The organism is Rhizobium sp. BT03 (assembly GCF_030053155.1).
Taxonomy (GTDB): domain Bacteria; phylum Pseudomonadota; class Alphaproteobacteria; order Rhizobiales; family Rhizobiaceae; genus Rhizobium.
On record NZ_CP125641.1, the window covers coordinates 586202 to 603988 of the forward strand.

Below are 17787 nucleotides of genomic sequence, written 5' to 3' on the forward strand. Positions count from 1 at the left end.
AATCTGGGCTTCGTGTCAGCCGGGTGGCGATGGTCTTTAGCCGGCCTGCGATCGAGACCGGCGGGCGGCGTCAGAACTCCTCCCACTCATTGCTTGCAATGGCGGCGTTGCCATGGCTCGGATAGGCCGCGCCGAGTTTTGCCCGCAACGCGCGCGCCGGCGAGGCGGTTGTCGAGGAGCCGTTTGCTTGTCGGGCCGGGCGCATCTGGGATGCCGCGGATTTGCCAATGTGGAATTCGCTCAGCATCTGAGCGATATGGCCGACCTGCTGGACCAGGGCATGGCTCGCCGCGGTCGACTGCTCGACCATGGCGGCGTTTTGCTGGGTGCCCTGATCCATCGCGTTGACGGCAGTGTTGATCTCATGGAGCGCCGTTGCCTGCTCGCTCGACGCCCTGACGATGGCGCCGATGTGCCGGTCGATCTCCTGGACCTCATCGACGATCACCGTCAGCGTCTCGCCGGTCTGCCCGACCAGGGACACGCCCGCCTTTACCTGTTCCCCCGAGTTGTTGATCAGCCCCTTGATCTCTTTTGCCGCCTTGGCGGACCGTTGCGCCAGTTCTCGAACCTCCTGGGCGACGACGGCGAAGCCCTTGCCGGCCTCCCCCGCGCGCGCCGCTTCGACGCCGGCATTCAACGCAAGAAGATTGGTCTGGAAGGCGATTTCATCGATGACGCCGATGATGTTGGAGATCTCCCGCGACGAGCTGTCGATTGCCCCCATCGCGGCGACGGCCTGCTGGACGATCTGGCCCGACTTCTCGGCGCCGATGCGGGCCTTGGCAACCAGTTGACCCGCCTCTTCCGCGCGCCGGCTGGAGTCCTTCACCGTGGTGGTAATCTCCTCGAGCGCGGCCGCCGTTTCCTCGATGGAGGCGGCCTGCTGTTCGGTTCGCTTGGCAAGATCGTCCGCGGCGGAGCGGATCTCCTGCGACCCCGCATTGATCTGCGTCGCAGACCCGCTGATCTGCTCGATCGTCGTCGACAGCTGGTCCAGCGCATTGTTGAAGTCGTCGCGCAGGGCGTGATAGGCTTCCGGCAGATCATCGTCGATCCGGTAGCTGACATCCTTGGCGGCAATCGCCGCCATCGCCCTGCCGAAAGTGGTGCCGACAAGCTGACGCTCCGCTTCGATCGCATCGGCCTGGGCCTTCTGCTTGGCGATCTCCGCCTCGTCGATATAGACCGAGATGGCGAGATCCATATCCAGCATGACAGCCTTGACGAGGCTTGCCAGCGCGTTGCCGAACTCCGCCGGCTTCATCGTTTTTTTCGAGAATACCCCGCCCTTGGGGACCATTTCCTCGACGGCGCGGTTGATCAGATGATCGACAATGATCGCGTAGCCGCCGATATACCATTGCGGCTCCAGGCCGATGCGGGCGTGGACGGTTCCGATCGTCTTGACCTTGGCGACATAATCCTCGTTGAAATTGCCGTCGGCGATATTGACCCAGTGGCCTGCCTGCGCGCCCTTTGCCCGCGCGATGTTCTCTTCCGTCGAAAAGAAACGGCTGACTTCCGGGCTCTTGCGCAGCTGCGCGTAGAACTTGTCCAATCCGTGCGGCAGCTCGCGTTCGATCAGCGTCTTCAGAGCGCGGATGCCTGCGCGTCCCTGCTGGTCGAGCTGCATGAAATCGAGGCGGCGTTCGACGCTTCGGCTTTTGGTTTTGGCGGCTCCGCTGTCGTAACCGGGAACCGAATTGCTGCTGGCATGCATATGAGAGTGACTCGACATTCTGACCTCAACTGAAAACCGTAATTGGGCACGCGCCGCAATCACATCGAAGCCCGTCGTCATGTCGGAACTGGCGTCTACCCGCCTGATCGATGACCCCAGAAATGGGATAAGGCGGTTTATTTGCGGTTAACCAAACCGACCGAGAAATTGATTTTCGTCAAATGCTTCGTGATCTGGATATTCTCTGCGATTTTTGAATTGGCGAGCTTCGAGCCGTCCGGCTGCAGCACACGTCCGAACGAAAAAATGGCCCCGTTTCGCGGAGCCGTGTCATGATTCGGAGTTCCGGGTGTCAGCTTATGAGTTGCCGGCGGATCGCTTCGGCAATCGCATGGGCGCGATTGGCTGCCCCGAGCTTCTTCGTCGCGCTCTTCAGATAGCTGTTGATGGTTTCCGTTTGATAGTCCGACGCACCGGAAATTTCCTCGCTTGTGAGCCCCTTGCCCGCGAGTTCGAGGCAGCGGAGTTCGCCGCTGGTCAGGCGAAGGACGCCGGCTGCAAAACGGTCCATCAGCGGCTTGGTGATCGCCCGATGCAGCGGCTCGGCAAAGAAGACAAGCAGTTCCTGTTCGCTTGCGGTGAACGGCTTTTCTCGCGTGAAGCAAACCCCTCCGTAAACAATGCCGTTCCTTGAGAGCGGAATCTGTATTCGCCGCCCGATCTCATAGGATCGCAGCAAATACCGGAGGCGTTGTGACGGCGCCATGGTGTCGAAGGCTTCTTCTTCCGTCAGCGGCGTTGCCCGGTTGAGTGACTGGACGACGAGTGGATCGGATAGGCCGAGCTTTTCTCCAAAATAGGTGTCGATATAGGCGGGCGGCATATCGGTATCGATGGAGCGGCCCCTCCCGATCCGATATCCTTCGAGATCCAGTCCGCCGACGGCGATGTAACGGAAATCGACGGCCTTCCTCAGTTGTTCCAGCAGATCGCTGTTGCGCAATTGCCGGTGAGCGGGAACCTCGGAAAGATCCCTGAAATGGCAAAGGCTTTCAATTGAGGCGCACCCCATCGGCTCCCCGATTCGCGGCTGGTTAACGATTAACCCCGACTCTGGGGTCTCGGGGTTAATAAATCTTTACGTACGACCTTGAGTGCCTGGCAAGACGCAGTCTTCCGACCCCGGGCGTGCTGCCCGAGGTCGTCGCGTCGATGCTTCCCGTCGACAAGTCTACGCGGCGCGCTTCAGCGCGTCGGCGATGGTCGAAACGATCGTGTCGATCTGGCCCTTCTCGATGATGAGCGGCGGCGAGAGCGCGATGATGTCGCCGGTCACACGGATCAGCAAGCCCTTGTTGAAGCAGTCGACGAAGACGTCGTAGGCGCGGGTTCCCGGCGCGCCGTTGCGGGGCGCCAGTTCGACCGCGCCGACCAGACCGAGATTGCGGATGTCGACGACATTGGGCAGGCCTTTCAGCGAATGCAGGGCCTCCTGCCAATAGTCGGCAAGCTCGGCTGCGCGGGTCAGCAGCCCTTCTTCCTCATAGATTTCGAGGGTCGCAAGCCCGGCAGCGCAGGCGACCGGATGGCCGGAATAGGTATAGCCGTGGAAGAGTTCGATCGCGTTTTCCGGGCCGACCATTAGGCCGTCATAGACCTTGCGGCTGGCAAAGACCGCGCCCATCGGGATCGCGCCGTTGGTCAGGCCCTTCGCCGTGGTAACGAGATCGGGCACGACGTCGAAATAATCGACGGCGAACGGCGTGCCGAGACGGCCGAAGCCGGTGATGACCTCGTCGAAAATCAGCAGGATGCCGTGCTTGTCGGCGGTTGCACGCAGCTTTTCCAGATAACCCTTCGGCGGCAGGACCACGCCCGCCGATCCCGACATCGGTTCGACGATGACGGCGGCAATGGTTTCGGCGCCGTGCAGCTGCACCAGGCGTTCCAGATCGTCGGCCAGTTCCACGCCGTGGGCGGGAAGGCCCTTCGAAAAGGCATTGCGCTCGACGTCGAGCGTATGGCGCATATGGTCGGCCGGTATCTGCGGGAAGACCCGCCGGTTGTTGACGAGGCCGCCGACGGAAATGCCGCCGAAGCCGACGCCGTGATAGCCCTTCTCGCGCCCGATGATGCGCGTGCGGGTGCCCTGGCCGATCGCACGCTGATAGGCGATGGCGATCTTCAGCGCCGTATCAACCGATTCCGAACCCGAGCCCGTGAAAAAGACCCTGTCGAGCTTGCCGTCCGGGCCGCCCGGCGCATTCGCAGCCAGTTTCGCGGCGAAGTCGAAGGCGATCGGATGGCCCATCTGAAAGGTCGGGGCATAATCCAAGGTCGAAAGCTGCCGCTCGACGGCCTGGGCGATCTTCCTGCGGCCATGGCCGGCATTGCAGCACCAGAGCCCGGCGGTGCCGTCAAGCACCTGGTTTCCGTCGACATCGGTGTAATACATGCCCTCCGCGGTGGCCAGAAGGCGCGGCGTGGTCTTGAACTGCCGGTTCGCGGTGAACGGCATCCAGAAATTTTCGAGTACGGGCGCGTTCGTCTTGCTGATCTGGTCCATGCTGGCCTCCGTTGAATGGCGTGGAGAATGGCAATTTCTCCCTTGCAAACAAGTCCTTTTCTTTGGTGGTGCAAGTCATTGAAACTGAATGGATGCTCGGATATGTTTTTCGATATTCTGGACAACACAAACGGACCGTATCATGTCAGTCGACATCGGCAGCCGCCTTCGCCATCTCCGCATCGCTCATAAGCTTTCCCAGCGCGAGCTCGCCAAGCGCACCGGCGTGCCCAATTCGACGATTTCGCTGATCGAATCGAACGCCTCCAACCCCTCGGTCGGGGCCCTGAAGCGGATTCTGGACGGTATCCCGATCGGTCTGGCGGAGTTCTTCGCCTTTGAGCCCGAGCGTCCGAGGAAGGCCTTTTATGCGGCCGAGGAACTGGTGGAGATCGGCAAGGGCGCCATCTCCTACAGGCAGGTCGGGGAAAACCTGTTCGGGCGCAGCCTGCAAATACTCAAGGAATGTTATCAGCCGGGCGCCGACACTGGAAAGATTCCGCTCGTTCACGAGGGAGAAGAGGGCGGGATCGTGCTCTCGGGAAGGCTTGAGGTGACCGTCGATGACGAACGGCGTATCCTCGGGCCGGGGGATGCCTATTATTTCGAAAGCCGGCGACCGCACCGGTTTCGCTGTGTCGGGCCGGTGCCCTGCGAAGTCATCAGCGCCTGCACGCCACCGACTTTCTAAATCGCTTCAAGACCTGTCATGGGCGCATACTGCCGCCGGCGCCGACGCATTCGAGAATTGCCGTGCGGCAAACCACGGTCTCCCTTTGCGCCAGAGATTGTTCTCGCCAGGCCCGGTAAGCGATCCGGAACTCGATGTCCTTATAAAAATAGGTCTTTATTTTCTGTTTGAGGCGGCTCCTGTCCATAGCCTCCGCCGTCACGACGAGATGAGTGGCAAGCCGCTTGAATTGCCAGGGCGGCGTATGCCGCTCCTTCTCGATCACCTCGACATGGTAATAGGGATCGCGATCGGCGGGATCGGGAACCTTGTAGACGGTGGCCCAACGGACGGTCTGTGGTGAGACGTAGAGAGTGACGGTGGAAACGGCTGGTCGTTTTGCCGCCTCGGCATGCGCAAAGATAGCTCCGCCGAGAAGGGCCGCGACGGCCGGAAGGACGGCGCCGAGACCTATCCGCAGCCATGTCGATGCCATGCGTTTCAGCTCCCGCGGCCCTCGATGCGGGCGAGCACGCCATCGAGCGCGGCGGTGAGCGCGGCAAGGCCGCCCTTGTTGTCGAAGTCCGAAAGAACCTGCTCGTTCAGGCCGCCCTTGGTGGCGAATTCGCGGCTGAGCGCGCTGAACGGCTCGTTACAGGGGTTGTTGGCTTTCTGCGCCAGGCTTGCAAAGAGCGGGGCGATGTAGGCTTGGCCCTTTGCCCTTTCGAGGCCGCTTTTTTCCAGCCAGCCGGTGATCGACTCCATGACGCCGAAATGGGTCGACATGACAGCGCTGGCGGCTGCGAGGAGATCGTACTCCTTCCTCGACTGACATTGCACGGCCGTTCCGAGCGTGTCGAACAGCGCCGCGATGGTGGTATCGGCGGGATAGATGGCGGTGACGCCTTGCCGCTGTGCGACGAAGGGCAGGGGGATGGCCTGGACGAGATCGATATCGGCGCCGATCCAATCGAGCAGCGCCTGGCGCTCCGTCGCCGCGACGAGGCTGACCACCGTCTGGCCGGTCCTGAACGACAGCGCGCGCACGACCTCCTCGGCGATCTGCGGCCTTATCGCCAGGAAGACCATGTCGCTGCGATCGACGACAGTCTGGTTATCCCCGGCAATTCTGACCGAGGCGAATTCGGCTGCCAGCGTCGCGGCGATATGCGCGCTTCGCGGCGACACGTGGATTTCGGAGGCATAGGCCGGTTCGGCCAATAGACCGCGAACCATCGCCTCGGTGATGGCGCCGGTGCCGACGAATCCGATGCTGTTGATTGTCATGCGATTACTCCGCAGCCCGCAACGGCCCCAGTGCGACATCCGTCGTGCCGTTCTCGCGCCGGAAGTGGAGAAATCCGCGGATGCGTTTCACTTCGGATTCATCAGGCACTTAAGTTTCTTTCTCCAGATGCGGATCTCCATTGGGCCAGAAAACCAGCCTGTCGGCAATGTAATTTTTCCGCTTGAATTTGTCGACACGCTGTTGAAGTGGACGTCGAAAGGAGCCGTCCCATCGGGCCCGCACGGCAATTCGGCGGTGAACGCAATCGGCGGCTGGATCCGGAGATTGCCGGCGCACAAGCCCTGCTGAAAAAGCTCATCGATCTTGAGGAATGAGATCGTCTACGATATCCCAAGCAGGATCTTTATCCCGGAAAGAAGGAGCTTTGGGGAATGCCTTTCAACACCGCTCAGGTGACAAATCTCGGGAAGGCGCCGACGGCCTCGGATGTAATTTTGAAATTCATCCGTGATTCCATTGCTGACGGTTCTCTTGATGAAGGCGAACCGATCCGCCAGGACGATGTCGCCCGGCTGTTCAACGTCAGCAAGATTCCAGTGCGGGAGGCGCTTAAACGGCTTGAGGCCGAAGGCCTGGTGGAATTCCACCGGAACAAGGGCGCGATCGTCACCAGCGTTTCGGAGCCCGAGATCGCCCAGATCTTCGAGGTGCGCGCGATCCTGGAATCGAACGCCATCAAGCTCTCGATCCCGCATATGACGGAAGAGACCTTTGAAAAGGCGCTTGCCTATTGCGACGCCTTCGCAGGGGAGACGGATGTCGCCCGGTGGTCGGAATTGAACTGGCGATTCCACAGCTGCCTCTACGAGGATGCGCAGCGGCCATTTCTCGTCACCACCATCCGTTCCGTCAATGACCGGCTGGAACGATATCTCAGGGTGCAGTTGACGCTGTCGCATGGCAAGCAAACGGCGGATCGAGAGCATCGGCAGATCCTCGAAGCGTGCCGCGCGCGCGACGAAGAAAAGGCCGCAGAGTTGCTCTATGCGCACATCATGAGCGCCTGCCAATCGCTCCTCGAACATCTTCCGGCAAAAAAGCCCCGCTGAGCGTCAACCCAGCGATGGCAGGAACCGTCAGGCGCCCGCGATCTTCACGACAGCTTCGAATACGGCGCGCGGTACTTTCAGGCCTTCCGTCGCCGGTCTCGGATATTCGATGCCGGTGACACCGGGCACGAAGACGCCCTTCTCCTGAAGGCGGGATGCCTGGCGGCGGGCACGTTCGACAAGGCCATCGTCGGTGCGCCCCGGCATCATCGCGACGACGGTCAAGCCCACGCCGGGGCTGGCGCTTCCCTCTCTGAAAGACGGCGTGTCCAATGACCAGGGGCCGCCGGAGAGGCCGGCCGACAGCATTTCCACCATCAGCGCCACATTGGCGCCCTTGCGCCCGCCGAAAGGAAGCAGCGCCCCGGCAAGCGCTTTCGCCGCATCCTGGGTGTCGATACCCGCTGCGTCGACGGCCCAGCCCTCCGGGATGGCGCGCCCCTCGGCGGCGGCGGCGACGATATTGACATAGGCGGTCGCGCTCGATGCCTGGTCGATGATGAGAGGCAGCGAGCCTTCCCCCAGCGGAAAGCCGAAGGCCATCGGGTTCGTGCTGTAGACGGCGGGTCCACCCGCTTTGGCGACCACCATGGCATTGGCATTGGTGGCGGCGAGGCCGGCGATCCCTTCGTCGGCAAGCCTGCGGACGTAGTAGCCGAGTTCGCCGGCCGTGTAGCTGTTGGTCTGCGTAAAGATCGCGACGCCGAAGGTGCGCGCCGCCTCGACCAACTGTTCGAAGGCAAGATCGAAGCCGAGCTGTGCAATGCCCCGGTCGGCATCGGCGACGAAGAAGGCGGGGTAGGGGCGCTCGCAGCTCGGCGAAGGATCGCCGTTGATGCGGCCCTCTCGAAAACTGTCGAGATAATCGACCATATGCGGAAATCCGAGTGTGGCAGGCCCATAGAGTGCGGCTGACAAGGTGGCGTCCACCAGGGAGCGGGCAGTGGTTTCCCCCGCACCTGCTGCCAGGCAGGCTCGCATCGCCAAGGCCTCGGCTTCCGTCCGATCGAGCAGGATCTCATCCGTCATCGCAATCTCCAATCCCGTGTTTCCTTGGCCGCCGGATGCTGTTGAGCTTCGGTCCGGCTGTTCCCGCAGGCGATCGCAGCAAAAGCAAGACGCTTACGGCGAAAATGTACATGTATGTTCATAAACATGACTCTCGTGATCGACAAGCATGGGCATTCGTATAAATGATATCGTATACGAAATGTCCACGTAATGGCGCAACCGAACCGCAGAGGAGAATGGTCATGGGATTCAAAAGAACGATCCACGCGGTCGATACTCATGCAGGCACGCCGATGCGCGTGATCACGGGTGGCGTGCCGCATATTCCCGGCAATTCCGTCTATGAGAAAATGAAATGGCTGGAGACCAATGACGACCAGCTGCGCAAGCTGATGCTGCGCGAGCCGCGCGGCTATCCCGCCCATTGCTGCAACATCATCGTGCCGCCTTGTCATCCGGAGGCCGATGCCGGCTATGTCATCATGGAGCAGGTCGAATATCCGATGATGTCGGGCGGCAATACCATCTCGGTGGTGACGGTCCTTCCTGGAAATGGGCATGCTGCCGATGAAGGAGCCGGTCACCGAGCTGGTTCTCGAGGCGCCGGCCGGCCTGATCCGCGTCAAGGCGGAATGCCGCAACGGCAAGGTCAAGAGCGTGACCTTCAAAAACGTGCCGGCATTTGCCGCCCATCTCGATGCCGTCATCGACGTGCCGCATCTTGGAAAGGTCACCGTCGATGTCGGCTGGGGCGGCATGTTCTATGTCATCGCCGATGTCAGGCAGTTCAAAGGTCTTGAACTGATCCCGGCACATGGGCGGGAGATCGCGCGTGTTTCGGCGATGATCCGACAGGCCGCCATCGAACAATTGCCGGTAGCCCATCCGCACTATCCCGGCGTCGGCATCACGATCTCGCAGCTGTCGGGGCCGACCGACAATCCGAACGCCGACTGGAAGAATACGGTGACGATGGCGACAGGCGATCTTTCCTGGGACGATCCCGCCACCTGGACGGGAGCGCTCGATCGCTGCCCCTGCGGCACCGGCACCTGCGCGAAGATGGCCGTTCTGCATGCCAAGGGCGAATTGCCGCTCGATCAGGATTTCCGGCATCAGGGGATTCTCGGCAATATCTACACCGGCAGGCTGGTCGAAGAAGCCAGGATCGGCGACAGATCCGCCGTTGTCCCGACGCTGACCGGCACCAGCTGGATCTCCGGCCTGAATACCCTCGTTCTCGACAATGATGATCCCTTCACCGAAGGTTTCATGCCAGGGGATATCTGGGCCTGAGCATCTCCTTGGCGATGGCGATGTCTTTCGTTTCGGATTTCGGATGTTTACAAGGCTGAGGCAGCCCGAAACATTCGACCGGACGAAAGGCATCGATCGTGAATCTCATGCGCCGCGCGCTGTTGGGGACCCTATGGGCGATGATCGGCTGGAGGCCGTCATCTGCCAAGGACCCCGGCCCGGATTCCAGCGAGAAAGTGCTGCAGGCCGAGGCATCGTCGGTGACACCAAGGCATGTCCTGTGTTTTCTCGGGCGGGATCGCGACCTGAGCCACCTGTCCGAGGCGGCATCGCAGGCGATCGCCGACTTTGCCGCCGGGTTCAGCATCGATGAGGATTATTCGCAGGCCGAGCCGGATGATCGCATGAGCCGGTCATTCGACGTCTGCTGGGATCGGGTCGAACCCGATGCGTGGGACCAGACAGACGAGAAAGCCGTCGCCGATCATCAGTCGGTGCTCTACATCCTTGGGCCGAGCATGGCGCAGGCGGAGACGGTGAAGGTTTCGATGCTGGCGCTCCGCCTCGTCGAACGTTTGATCGGTGCGGGAGCGGTTGCCGTAAAGGGTGAAAGCGCCGGTATCGCCCATGGGCTCGATCGGTGGAGAGAGTTGATCCGGCAGGGAGCCGAAGCGCAGAAGGCCGCCGACGGGCTGACCCAGCAGCGGATCGGCCGGCTGGCCTTTGCGAAGCGGCCGCTCTCCGCACGGGGGTATCTCGAAAGCGTCGGCTTCCATCTCGTCGGCCTGCCGGATGTCTATGTGCCTGACACGGCCGGCAGCGAAAGGCAGATCGTCGCCATCATCGATGCGGTCGCCGAAGAGATTGCCGGGCGGGGACTCGACCCGACGCTGAAGGAGCGGCGGGCAAGCCTCTCCTTCAATTCCACTTACGAAGTGGACGAGTTCAAGTTCAATCCATATGGCATCGTCAGGCTCGGCGGCTGAGCGGGCAACCTCGCGCCTGGGCTTGTGCCGGCCTCCCTCCCTCGGGAGCATTGAACGCCGGTTCAATCCGTCTGCTGCTCCAATGTGTCGGCAAGCTCTTCATAGTGACGGGCCGATCCCGCATTTTTCTCGGCGGCATATCCGGCACTGACCGCCCGCGCTGCTTCAGCCGCGATATGGAAGGCGTCGAGCCTCTCCTGCGGGTCGGTCTCGGCTTGCCCGCCGATGTCATCGCCGCTGAAACGGCCGGCCCTGAATCCGTCCGCCAGATCGACGACGCCGATTTCGGGGACGCCTTCCTTCATCCGGCCGAAGAAGGCTGGGCCGACCCGATCGCCGTCCCGGCGGCGCAGCATTCCTTCCCCTGACGCCTTCCCATCGACACAGACGCCGATCCAGAAAGTGGGGCCGCTGGTCAAGGAGGCCGGCGCCACGAATTTGCAATGGCTGCCCGGATCTTGCGACCATTGCCGGTCTCCCGCCACAGCACCGGCATGCGAATAGAGCGCGGCCGCCAGAACGATCACCGCCGTGACCGGCAACCGCCCCATGCCGCCGCGAACCCTTCCTGCTGTCATGTCATGATCCTCGACACTCTCATCGGCCGCAGCAATGCACAATTGCCAGCCCGGCGGCAACCTGTCCAAGTGCATGGCGCATTGGTTGGCGATCCTGCTGGCATTCCTTCGGTTTACTTGTAAGTAATCGTGTCACTCACGCGCGGACGATTGAAGAAATAGCGGTCGAAGCTGTAACCGTTCTGGCCGGTGAAATTTGAGAAAAACGCCGAGACCGGTGTCGTCAATGTGTATTGAACCCGGGTCAGCACCACCTGCACGCCTGTCTCCTGGATTTTCGCGGGGATTGCAACCGCGCTCGCCGTGCCGGAATTCACCGCCGAGGTGTTGAACGCGGCGGACCAGTTAACGGTCGCACTGCCGCTCGCATTGACGTCGTTGACCGCGACCGTGATCGTCAGTTCGGTGGTTTCGTATGGCTGCAGGATGAAGCTGGCGCCCGAAAGAAGCTTGGCGACGTCGGACGTCGTCCAGGCGCTCTGCTGGGCAATCATGTCGCCTGTGGACGAGGCGATCTCGTCTATCTTGCGGCTGACCGTCAGCGCATGGCCGAGATCGGCGGTGCCGAACAGCAGCATTAGCAGGATCGGCAGCACGAGCGCGAATTCCACGCCTGAAGCAGCCGACCGGTCGCGCACGAGATGACGGATGCGGGACCGCGCGAAGCGGAAAAGGGACAGGCTCCGTTTCATGGTCATGTTAGAAAGGCTCGTTGCGGAACAGAGCGGAAGATCCGAGGAGATAGCGGCCGTCGGAAAGCTTGGCGCTCGACAGGTCGAAGAAACTGACGACGGCCGTCCATGGCAGGAACGCCTGAACCAGGATGTAGTCGCTGCCCTTGCCGATATCGTAAGTTTCGGTGACGGTGAGTTTGCCGCTGCTGTCGATCGGATCGGTGTGGGCAGCGGACGACATGTCGGAAAGCACGTTCACTTTGACGACGAGACCGCTGGAGCAGTCGAACGACAGAAGCATGTCTTCGCATATCTTGGCCTTGAAACCGGCCAACGTGATCTTGGAGGATGCCACCTCGCCGGTGCGGATCATCCGGGAGATCTTGTGCACCGAAGCATCAAGCGCCGAGTTGACGAAAAACATCAGCGACACTTCGATAATGCCGAACAGTATGATGAAGAGCGGCAGGGCCAGGATCGCAAATTCGATCGCAGCAGCCCCCTTCCGGTCGCCGATCAGGCGGCGTAGCGGTGCGAACCGTGTCCCGCGCTTCATTGGGTCAGCCGCACGGAAGAGAGATACTGCGTGAAGAGCGTCGACAGGCCTTCCGTGATCTCGGTCGACGAAGCCGCCGACAGGAACAGGCTCTTGGACGACGCACAGTCGGCCAGAGCATAGGGGATGTAGTCCCGCCTCGTGATGCTGGTCGACACATCGCTATCCATGGTGCCGCCCCACGTGCTCTTCCAGTTGGCGCTCGCCATGGTCGAGCCGACGGTGGCGTTGTAACCCCAGTCCGAGGTGATCGGCAGGTATTCGGTATAGAGCACCGCCATCGTATTGGATTGATCTTTTAGGTAGGCGCACCAATTAGGATTGAGCGGCGCGACCTTATTCCAGTATGCTCCGGATACCGCCTGCCCGCTCTTCCATACCACGCTGTCAGTCACCCATTCGCGCTGCGATTGGACGCCGTCGGTCAACAGCAGCACCAGCTTGAGCGGCGTACCCGAGGTGGTTCCGTCCCCTCCGGCGCCGACCTTCTGCTTGAGCGTCGCGAGCGAGACGTCGAAATAGGTCGCTGCAGTGGAGGTCGCGCTGGTGAGGCCATAGCTTGCGGTCGAGAGGCGGGTGCGCGCCGTGGCCGTGGTCAGTGTCGGTGCGAGAACCTCGGTGAGCGTATCGCCGAGGCTATATAATCCGACCTTAATCCGTTCATGGCTGCTGTCGGATTCGTCGATCATGTCGAGCACTTCGCGGACGGCGTCTCCGGCAACATCGGCGCGCAGCTTTATGCCCTTTGCCGTGCTGTATTCGTAGTTGTTGGCGTATTTCTTCTTGCCGACGGTATGAGCATCGCCGGTGTGGCAGGCGAACTGGCATCCGATGCCGGAATACATGGTCGCCTGGCCCGCCGTGGTTGCCGCCAGAAGCATCGACGGAGACGTGTCGATGACGATGTAGACGTTGAGATAGGACGTCGCCGGCCCCTTGACAGCGCTTCCCACGCTGACGGGGACGGTGTCGATATTGGCGATCTTCATGAACGTCGTCGGCACGGTGCCGCTCGCCGTCGCCGTGATGTTGTGGTTGGTGGTATCGATGTCGATTTCACCAAGCGTGTAGCTGTTGTCCGCCTGTGCATGGAACCAGTCGGAGACCTTCTCCTTGAGGGCGTCGGTGTCCTCGGTATTGTTGATTTGCTTGACCGCAGCGATCAGAGCGGCATCAAGGTCGCTCTGCATTTTCTGCCGGACGTTGTAACTGCGAATATAGTCAAAGCTCGCGCCGACGGCGACGAGCATCGGCACCAGGCTAAGGGCAACGATGATCGCGACGTTGCCGGTTCTGTCCCTTCCGAGGCCGCGAAGGGCGTGGAAGTATCGACCCAATGAAAATGAAAAACGTGACGTCAAAAAAACACCGCTACATAGGAACATGAAAAACAGTACGGGCAAGATCTGTTAAAGACGCTTAAGCCTTTGTTAAATCTTGAAGGTTTTGGCGAAGACGGATTGCAGGCGCGCCGTTTGTTGCGCATATCGGATATGTTTGCGAATTATGGATAGCCAAGGCTGTGGCCGACGGACGGTGCGCGCTCATGCGCGGATCGCCTGCCGATAGTGGCCGGTCGCCGTGAAAATCTGTCGTCAGCGCTGCATCAGCAAGTCATGCAGGCGTTTCTGAACCTCTTGCGCAGACATATTCCTGCTATTGAAGAAGTCGCCCACCACGGCGATCCAGCCCTCCGACATCTGGGTCGGCATGGCCTGGGATTGGGCGCTGACCTCACCCTTCTTTGCCTTGATCATCTCCAACCCCAGCTTGCCGCAACGATCGAGCCCGGACGGATCGACATCGGTGCGCACCGGCAAGGACCCCTTGATCCGGCTGAATGCGACCTGGTTGTCACGGTCGAGCACCATGCGTGCGAAAGCCTGCTGAGCCTGCGCCGTGCCGTCCCGATTGGTCAGCGGAAAGGCAAAGGCGTCGATCACCATGAAATAGGCGATGGACGTGCCCGGAACGAGGCTGCAATCGAAATCCTTGTCGACGCTATAGCCGCGCGCTGCAAGTTCGCCCTTGGCCCAGTCGCCCATGAACTGCATGCCGGCCTTGCCCTGGCCCACCGCCGCCGTGGCATCGGCCCATGTCTTGTCCTTGCGCTGCTCGATCGGCTCCACATAGTTGGACAGGCGCAACAATAGGTCCAGAGCTTCGATCATGCGCGGATCCTGCACCAGGGCGGCATCGCCGCCCATCAGACGGGCGTAACCCTCAGGCCCGAACTTGTGATAGATGATATCGTTGAAAATGAGCGACACTTCCCATCGTGCGCCGCCGAGCGCGATCGGCAGACGTCCTGTCGCCTTGATTTTTTCAGCCGCGTCGAAGAGCTCGTCCCAGGACTGCGGCATCTTCATGCCGGCGTCGGCCAAGGCCGCCGTGCTTGTCCAGAGCCAGTTTTCGGCATGGATGTTGGTCGGCGCGAAGTAGACCTTTCCCTTGTAGGAAATCCGGTCAAGAACCGTGGCAGGAATGACATCCCGCCAATGATCCGCCTGCGCGACATCATCTATATCCTGGACGATGCCCATTTCCGGCAGTTCGCGCGATCCCTCGTTTGCATTCCACTGCATCACCGCCGGTGCATATCCGTTGGCGATACGATCGCTCACCACCCGCTGGACGGCGACCTTGTTTTCCGCAGGCATGTCGACCCACTGGTTGCCGGCTGCTGCCCAGGCCCTGCGGAAAACGTCGAGCGCCGCAGTTTCGCTTTTCGATACCCAGAAATGCACGACGTCCACCGCGAGATCCTGCCCCGCCGCAGCCTGTGTCGCGGGACCTGCGACCGCCAAAGCCGCAACAAGCCACGCCCGAAAGTGTCCCCTTTTCATTCGCTACCCCTCTTTTTTATTAAACCTTGCCGCACTCTCTGTGCGCGGCTCGCTCAGGAGATGGATTCAGCCCGCATTGTGCGTGACCGCCCTGATAGTCTGCGCAATGCCGGCCGGTGTGCCAATCGTTCGACCGCCGCGGCAGCCGGTTCCGGCTTAGCGAACAGATAACCTTGGCCGATCTCACAGCCGGCATTCAAAAGGAAATGACGCTGGATCTCGTCTTCGATGCCTTCGGCAACGCACCTTTTGCCGAGGTTGCGGGCGAGGTCGATGATCGCCCGGATGATCTGTTCCGAGCGCACATCCTTGCCGATCTCGGCAACGAAGCTGCGGTCGATCTTGAGTTCGTCGAAGGGGAAGTCGCGCAGATGCACGAGCGACGCAAAGCCGGTGCCGAAATCGTCGAGCGAGACCGACACTCCATGCTTGCGGAAACGCGAAATGGTCTCGGCGATCTGATTGGCGCCGCGATTGAGAAAGACGTCTTCCGTGACTTCGATGGCAAAATCGAGCCAGTCGAGGTGGTTCGCTTCGACCGCCGCAGCGATGAGGGCATAACCATCGTCGCCGACCAGCAGGGATTCCGGCAGATTGATCGCAACCGACCCGGCTCTGAGCCCCGCTGCCTTCCACGTCCTGAGATCGCGAGCGACCGTATTGACGATACAGCGCGTCATGCTTTGGATGAGATGGCCTTCCATGAGCGGCAGGAAACGGCCGGGCGGCAGAATGCCGAGCTGGGGATGGCGCCAACGCACCAGCGCCTCAAAGCCGAGATGCTCGCCGGTCTGCAGATTGACCTTCTGCTGGTAATAGACGACGAACTCGTCACGGTCGGCGGCGACGGCGAGTGCTGCGGCAAGCCGGTTCTGCTCGAGTCGCTGGGCGAAGGATGCTTCGTCGAAGATGACGGCGGTGTTGCGCTTGGCCTTGGCGGCATAAAGCGCCAGATCTGCAATGCGCATGAGTGTCGCTTCGTCCGATGCATGGCCTGGTACGAGCGCGCCGCCGAGGCTGGCCGATACCGGCAGCAACCGGCCCTCGAAATGACATTCCGTTGCAATGGCAGCGACTGCGCGCTCGGCAATTCCCTCAAGCGTTGCCGCATCCGAAATGCCGGGAAGCAGAGCGGCAAATTCGTCACCGCCAAGCCGCGCGACCATATCGCCGGCGCGGAAAGTCTTCTGCAGCGCGCTGGCGACGTGGCTCAGAACCGCATCGCCTGCCGGATGGCCGAAACTGTCGTTGGTGGCCTTGAAGTGGTCGAGATCGACCAGCAGCATCGAAAAACCCGCGCCTGTCCGCTCGAGTGAAGCAAACAGCCCGTTCAGCGCCTCATTGAACGAAGACCGGTTGCCAAGGCCTGTCAGCGTGTCGGTATGGGCCAGATGCGTCAGCTTGATCTCGAAATCGAGGGTTCGGCGGTGCTCAGTGCGTAGCTTGATGAGCAGCGGTATGAAAAGGATGAGGGTTGCCAGGATGAGTGTGGCTGCGGTCAAGCTGAGGAGCACCGCGCTGATCAGGCGGGTATGATCGATGCTCATATCGCTCCGGTCATGCGCACTCTCGATCAAGGCGCTGAACTGACGCATGAGCATGCTGTCGGATGAGACGGCGAAGTCGATTGGTCCCCAGAAGCTGTATCGCTCCCGCCGATCCAGCAATTTCGCGGACACGACGCGTTCAGCCCTTTCAAGGAAATCCTCCAGCCGTCCGTCAAGTTCCACACGCAATTTTTCCGATGCCGCATCCCGGCCGTTCAGCCGTTCGAGAAGATTTGCCTCGACCTCGATATTCAACGCGTTCAACTGTGCGCTCATGGCGCGGATATCGTCGATCGCTTTTTGAACGTCCTCGACCATCGGCCTGACGATATATTCCGGCATATTCGGATCGGCCGAAGCGCGCATGATCGCTCGCGTCTGATTGGCAAGCTGCTGGAAGCGAATGAATTGGCGCCCGATCAGATAGCTGATGTGCTGCTGCAGGGAGTGGCGATCGAGCGCCACCTTGACCGTCAGGAAGGTCGCCCCGATCAGAACCGTCATGACGACGACGGCGGTGATGTAATGGCGTCCGATGGAACGGATATATTTCGCCACGGAGGAATGGGATTCGCCTGCCGGCATTCCTCTATTTTCCAAATCCGAACCAACCACTATTCGCGCTCCACCAGGAAAACTATAAATTGGCTGAGCCGCCTTCGGCGTACGGCCGCTCAGCTCGTTCTCAAAAACGCCTTGAATTCTCTGCTGTTGGCGCCTGCCGCTTCGGACCGCCGCGTTCGCGCCGGACAGGAGCGTCACCTTGATTGGGGAAATCGGCCTTCATGGCCCCGGTCGCACCGGAAATTGCGAGGCGCACGTCGTGACCTGCGCGCTTCGAACCGCTGTCGCGTCGTCGCTAGGGGCAAGACTGTTTGCGAGGCTCCCCGACCATACGACAGGGTAGGTGCGGCCAAAACATTCGGCGAGCCGATGCCGGCGCGGCTCCCTGCGTCAAAAATTCCAGACGACAGGGATATTCCGGTCTGTCGGGACGGACGGGCTCGCGCCGTCTGCGCTGCACCGAGAAAAACTGCTGCCATGTGCATGCAAA

At 61.0% G+C, this 17787-nt stretch carries 16 protein-coding genes and 1 pseudogene; 5 read left to right on the forward strand and 12 right to left on the reverse strand.

What is annotated here, in order from left to right; genetic code table 11:
- Window positions 1-70: 70 nt before the first annotated feature.
- From QMO80_RS24520 to QMO80_RS24530, 3 genes are all read right to left on the reverse strand, one after another.
- Window positions 71-1741, reverse strand: a complete 1671-nt coding sequence (locus QMO80_RS24520) for a methyl-accepting chemotaxis protein (RefSeq protein WP_283200472.1) — start codon at window positions 1739-1741, stop codon at window positions 71-73.
- Between the two features lie 295 nt (window positions 1742-2036).
- A complete protein-coding gene (locus tag QMO80_RS24525) occupies window positions 2037-2756 on the reverse strand; it encodes a LuxR family transcriptional regulator (protein ID WP_283200473.1) in 720 nt (239 codons plus the stop codon).
- 159 nt (window positions 2757-2915) lie between these two features.
- Window positions 2916-4250 carry an aspartate aminotransferase family protein gene (locus QMO80_RS24530; protein WP_283200474.1) on the reverse strand — a complete coding sequence of 445 codons (1335 nt, stop codon included), beginning with the start codon at window positions 4248-4250 and terminating at the stop codon, window positions 2916-2918.
- Between the two features lie 142 nt (window positions 4251-4392).
- On the opposite strand from QMO80_RS24530, the gene QMO80_RS24535 reads away from it, so the two are divergent.
- Window positions 4393-4941 (forward strand): cupin domain-containing protein, encoded by a 549-nt coding sequence (locus QMO80_RS24535; protein WP_064844805.1) that lies wholly within the window; start codon window positions 4393-4395, stop codon window positions 4939-4941.
- Window positions 4942-4957: 16 nt separating this feature from the next.
- Here the strand turns inward: QMO80_RS24535 and QMO80_RS24540 are convergent, their stop codons facing one another.
- Both QMO80_RS24540 and QMO80_RS24545 read right to left on the reverse strand, forming a co-directional pair.
- The gene (locus QMO80_RS24540; RefSeq protein WP_283200475.1) at window positions 4958-5416 is read right to left on the reverse strand and encodes a DUF5086 family protein; all 459 of its coding nucleotides are present in this window, start codon (window positions 5414-5416) and stop codon (window positions 4958-4960) included.
- Between the two features lie 5 nt (window positions 5417-5421).
- On the reverse strand, window positions 5422-6207 hold the full coding sequence (locus QMO80_RS24545) for a pyrroline-5-carboxylate reductase (RefSeq protein WP_283200476.1): 786 nt from the start codon (window positions 6205-6207) through the stop codon (window positions 5422-5424).
- Between QMO80_RS24545 and QMO80_RS24550 the strand changes: the two genes are divergently transcribed.
- Both QMO80_RS24550 and QMO80_RS24555 read left to right on the forward strand, forming a co-directional pair.
- Window positions 6191-6517, forward strand: coding sequence for a hypothetical protein (locus QMO80_RS24550; RefSeq protein WP_283200477.1), 327 nt, complete (start codon window positions 6191-6193; stop codon window positions 6515-6517). The genes QMO80_RS24545 and QMO80_RS24550 overlap by 17 nt on opposite strands.
- Before the next feature lie 83 nt (window positions 6518-6600).
- Window positions 6601-7278: a GntR family transcriptional regulator gene (locus QMO80_RS24555; protein ID WP_283200478.1), complete on the forward strand. Its 678-nt coding sequence runs from the start codon at window positions 6601-6603 to the stop codon at window positions 7276-7278.
- A gap of 27 nt (window positions 7279-7305) precedes the next feature.
- Here the strand turns inward: QMO80_RS24555 and QMO80_RS24560 are convergent, their stop codons facing one another.
- The gene (locus tag QMO80_RS24560) at window positions 7306-8307 is read right to left on the reverse strand and encodes an Ldh family oxidoreductase (protein ID WP_283200479.1); all 1002 of its coding nucleotides are present in this window, start codon (window positions 8305-8307) and stop codon (window positions 7306-7308) included.
- Between the two features lie 224 nt (window positions 8308-8531).
- Between QMO80_RS24560 and QMO80_RS24565 the strand changes: the two are divergent.
- Window positions 8532-9585, forward strand: a pseudogene (locus QMO80_RS24565) (proline racemase family protein).
- A 98-nt stretch (window positions 9586-9683) separates the two neighbouring features.
- Window positions 9684-10532 (forward strand): hypothetical protein, encoded by an 849-nt coding sequence (locus QMO80_RS24570; RefSeq protein WP_283200480.1) that lies wholly within the window; start codon window positions 9684-9686, stop codon window positions 10530-10532.
- Window positions 10533-10594: 62 nt separating this feature from the next.
- On the opposite strand, the gene QMO80_RS24575 is transcribed toward QMO80_RS24570, so the two are convergent.
- The 6 genes from QMO80_RS24575 to QMO80_RS24600 form a co-directional block, all read right to left on the reverse strand.
- Window positions 10595-11110 (reverse strand): hypothetical protein, encoded by a 516-nt coding sequence (locus QMO80_RS24575; RefSeq protein WP_283200481.1) that lies wholly within the window; start codon window positions 11108-11110, stop codon window positions 10595-10597.
- A gap of 113 nt (window positions 11111-11223) precedes the next feature.
- Window positions 11224-11808, reverse strand: coding sequence for a TadE/TadG family type IV pilus assembly protein (locus QMO80_RS24580; protein WP_283200482.1), 585 nt, complete (start codon window positions 11806-11808; stop codon window positions 11224-11226).
- A 1-nt stretch (window position 11809) separates the two neighbouring features.
- A complete protein-coding gene (locus tag QMO80_RS24585; protein ID WP_283200483.1) occupies window positions 11810-12340 on the reverse strand; it encodes a TadE/TadG family type IV pilus assembly protein in 531 nt (176 codons plus the stop codon).
- Window positions 12337-13701, reverse strand: coding sequence for a TadE/TadG family type IV pilus assembly protein (locus QMO80_RS24590; protein ID WP_283200484.1), 1365 nt, complete (start codon window positions 13699-13701; stop codon window positions 12337-12339). Before QMO80_RS24590 ends, QMO80_RS24585 begins: the two co-directional genes overlap by 4 nt.
- A 234-nt stretch (window positions 13702-13935) precedes the next feature.
- Complete coding sequence (locus QMO80_RS24595; RefSeq protein WP_283200485.1) at window positions 13936-15186, reverse strand: ABC transporter substrate-binding protein; 1251 nt, start codon at window positions 15184-15186, stop codon at window positions 13936-13938.
- A gap of 53 nt (window positions 15187-15239) precedes the next feature.
- Complete coding sequence (locus QMO80_RS24600) at window positions 15240-17318, reverse strand: bifunctional diguanylate cyclase/phosphodiesterase (protein ID WP_283200486.1); 2079 nt, start codon at window positions 17316-17318, stop codon at window positions 15240-15242.
- Window positions 17319-17787 lie beyond the last annotated feature (469 nt).

Coding starts and splice junctions, on each gene's coding strand:
- QMO80_RS24520 (WP_283200472.1), bottom strand. CDS start 1,741: ATGTCGAGTCACTCTCATATGCATGCCAGCAGCAATTCGGTTCCCGGT.
- QMO80_RS24525 (WP_283200473.1), bottom strand. CDS start 2,756: ATGGGGTGCGCCTCAATTGAAAGCCTTTGCCATTTCAGGGATCTTTCC.
- QMO80_RS24530 (WP_283200474.1), bottom strand. CDS start 4,250: ATGGACCAGATCAGCAAGACGAACGCGCCCGTACTCGAAAATTTCTGG.
- QMO80_RS24535 (WP_064844805.1), top strand. CDS start 4,393: ATGTCAGTCGACATCGGCAGCCGCCTTCGCCATCTCCGCATCGCTCAT.
- QMO80_RS24540 (WP_283200475.1), bottom strand. CDS start 5,416: ATGGCATCGACATGGCTGCGGATAGGTCTCGGCGCCGTCCTTCCGGCC.
- QMO80_RS24550 (WP_283200477.1), top strand. CDS start 6,191: ATGCTGTTGATTGTCATGCGATTACTCCGCAGCCCGCAACGGCCCCAG.
- QMO80_RS24545 (WP_283200476.1), bottom strand. CDS start 6,207: ATGACAATCAACAGCATCGGATTCGTCGGCACCGGCGCCATCACCGAG.
- QMO80_RS24555 (WP_283200478.1), top strand. CDS start 6,601: ATGCCTTTCAACACCGCTCAGGTGACAAATCTCGGGAAGGCGCCGACG.
- QMO80_RS24560 (WP_283200479.1), bottom strand. CDS start 8,307: ATGACGGATGAGATCCTGCTCGATCGGACGGAAGCCGAGGCCTTGGCG.
- QMO80_RS24575 (WP_283200481.1), bottom strand. CDS start 11,110: ATGACAGCAGGAAGGGTTCGCGGCGGCATGGGGCGGTTGCCGGTCACG.
- QMO80_RS24580 (WP_283200482.1), bottom strand. CDS start 11,808: ATGACCATGAAACGGAGCCTGTCCCTTTTCCGCTTCGCGCGGTCCCGC.
- QMO80_RS24585 (WP_283200483.1), bottom strand. CDS start 12,340: ATGAAGCGCGGGACACGGTTCGCACCGCTACGCCGCCTGATCGGCGAC.
- QMO80_RS24595 (WP_283200485.1), bottom strand. CDS start 15,186: ATGAAAAGGGGACACTTTCGGGCGTGGCTTGTTGCGGCTTTGGCGGTC.
- QMO80_RS24600 (WP_283200486.1), bottom strand. CDS start 17,318: ATGCCGGCAGGCGAATCCCATTCCTCCGTGGCGAAATATATCCGTTCC.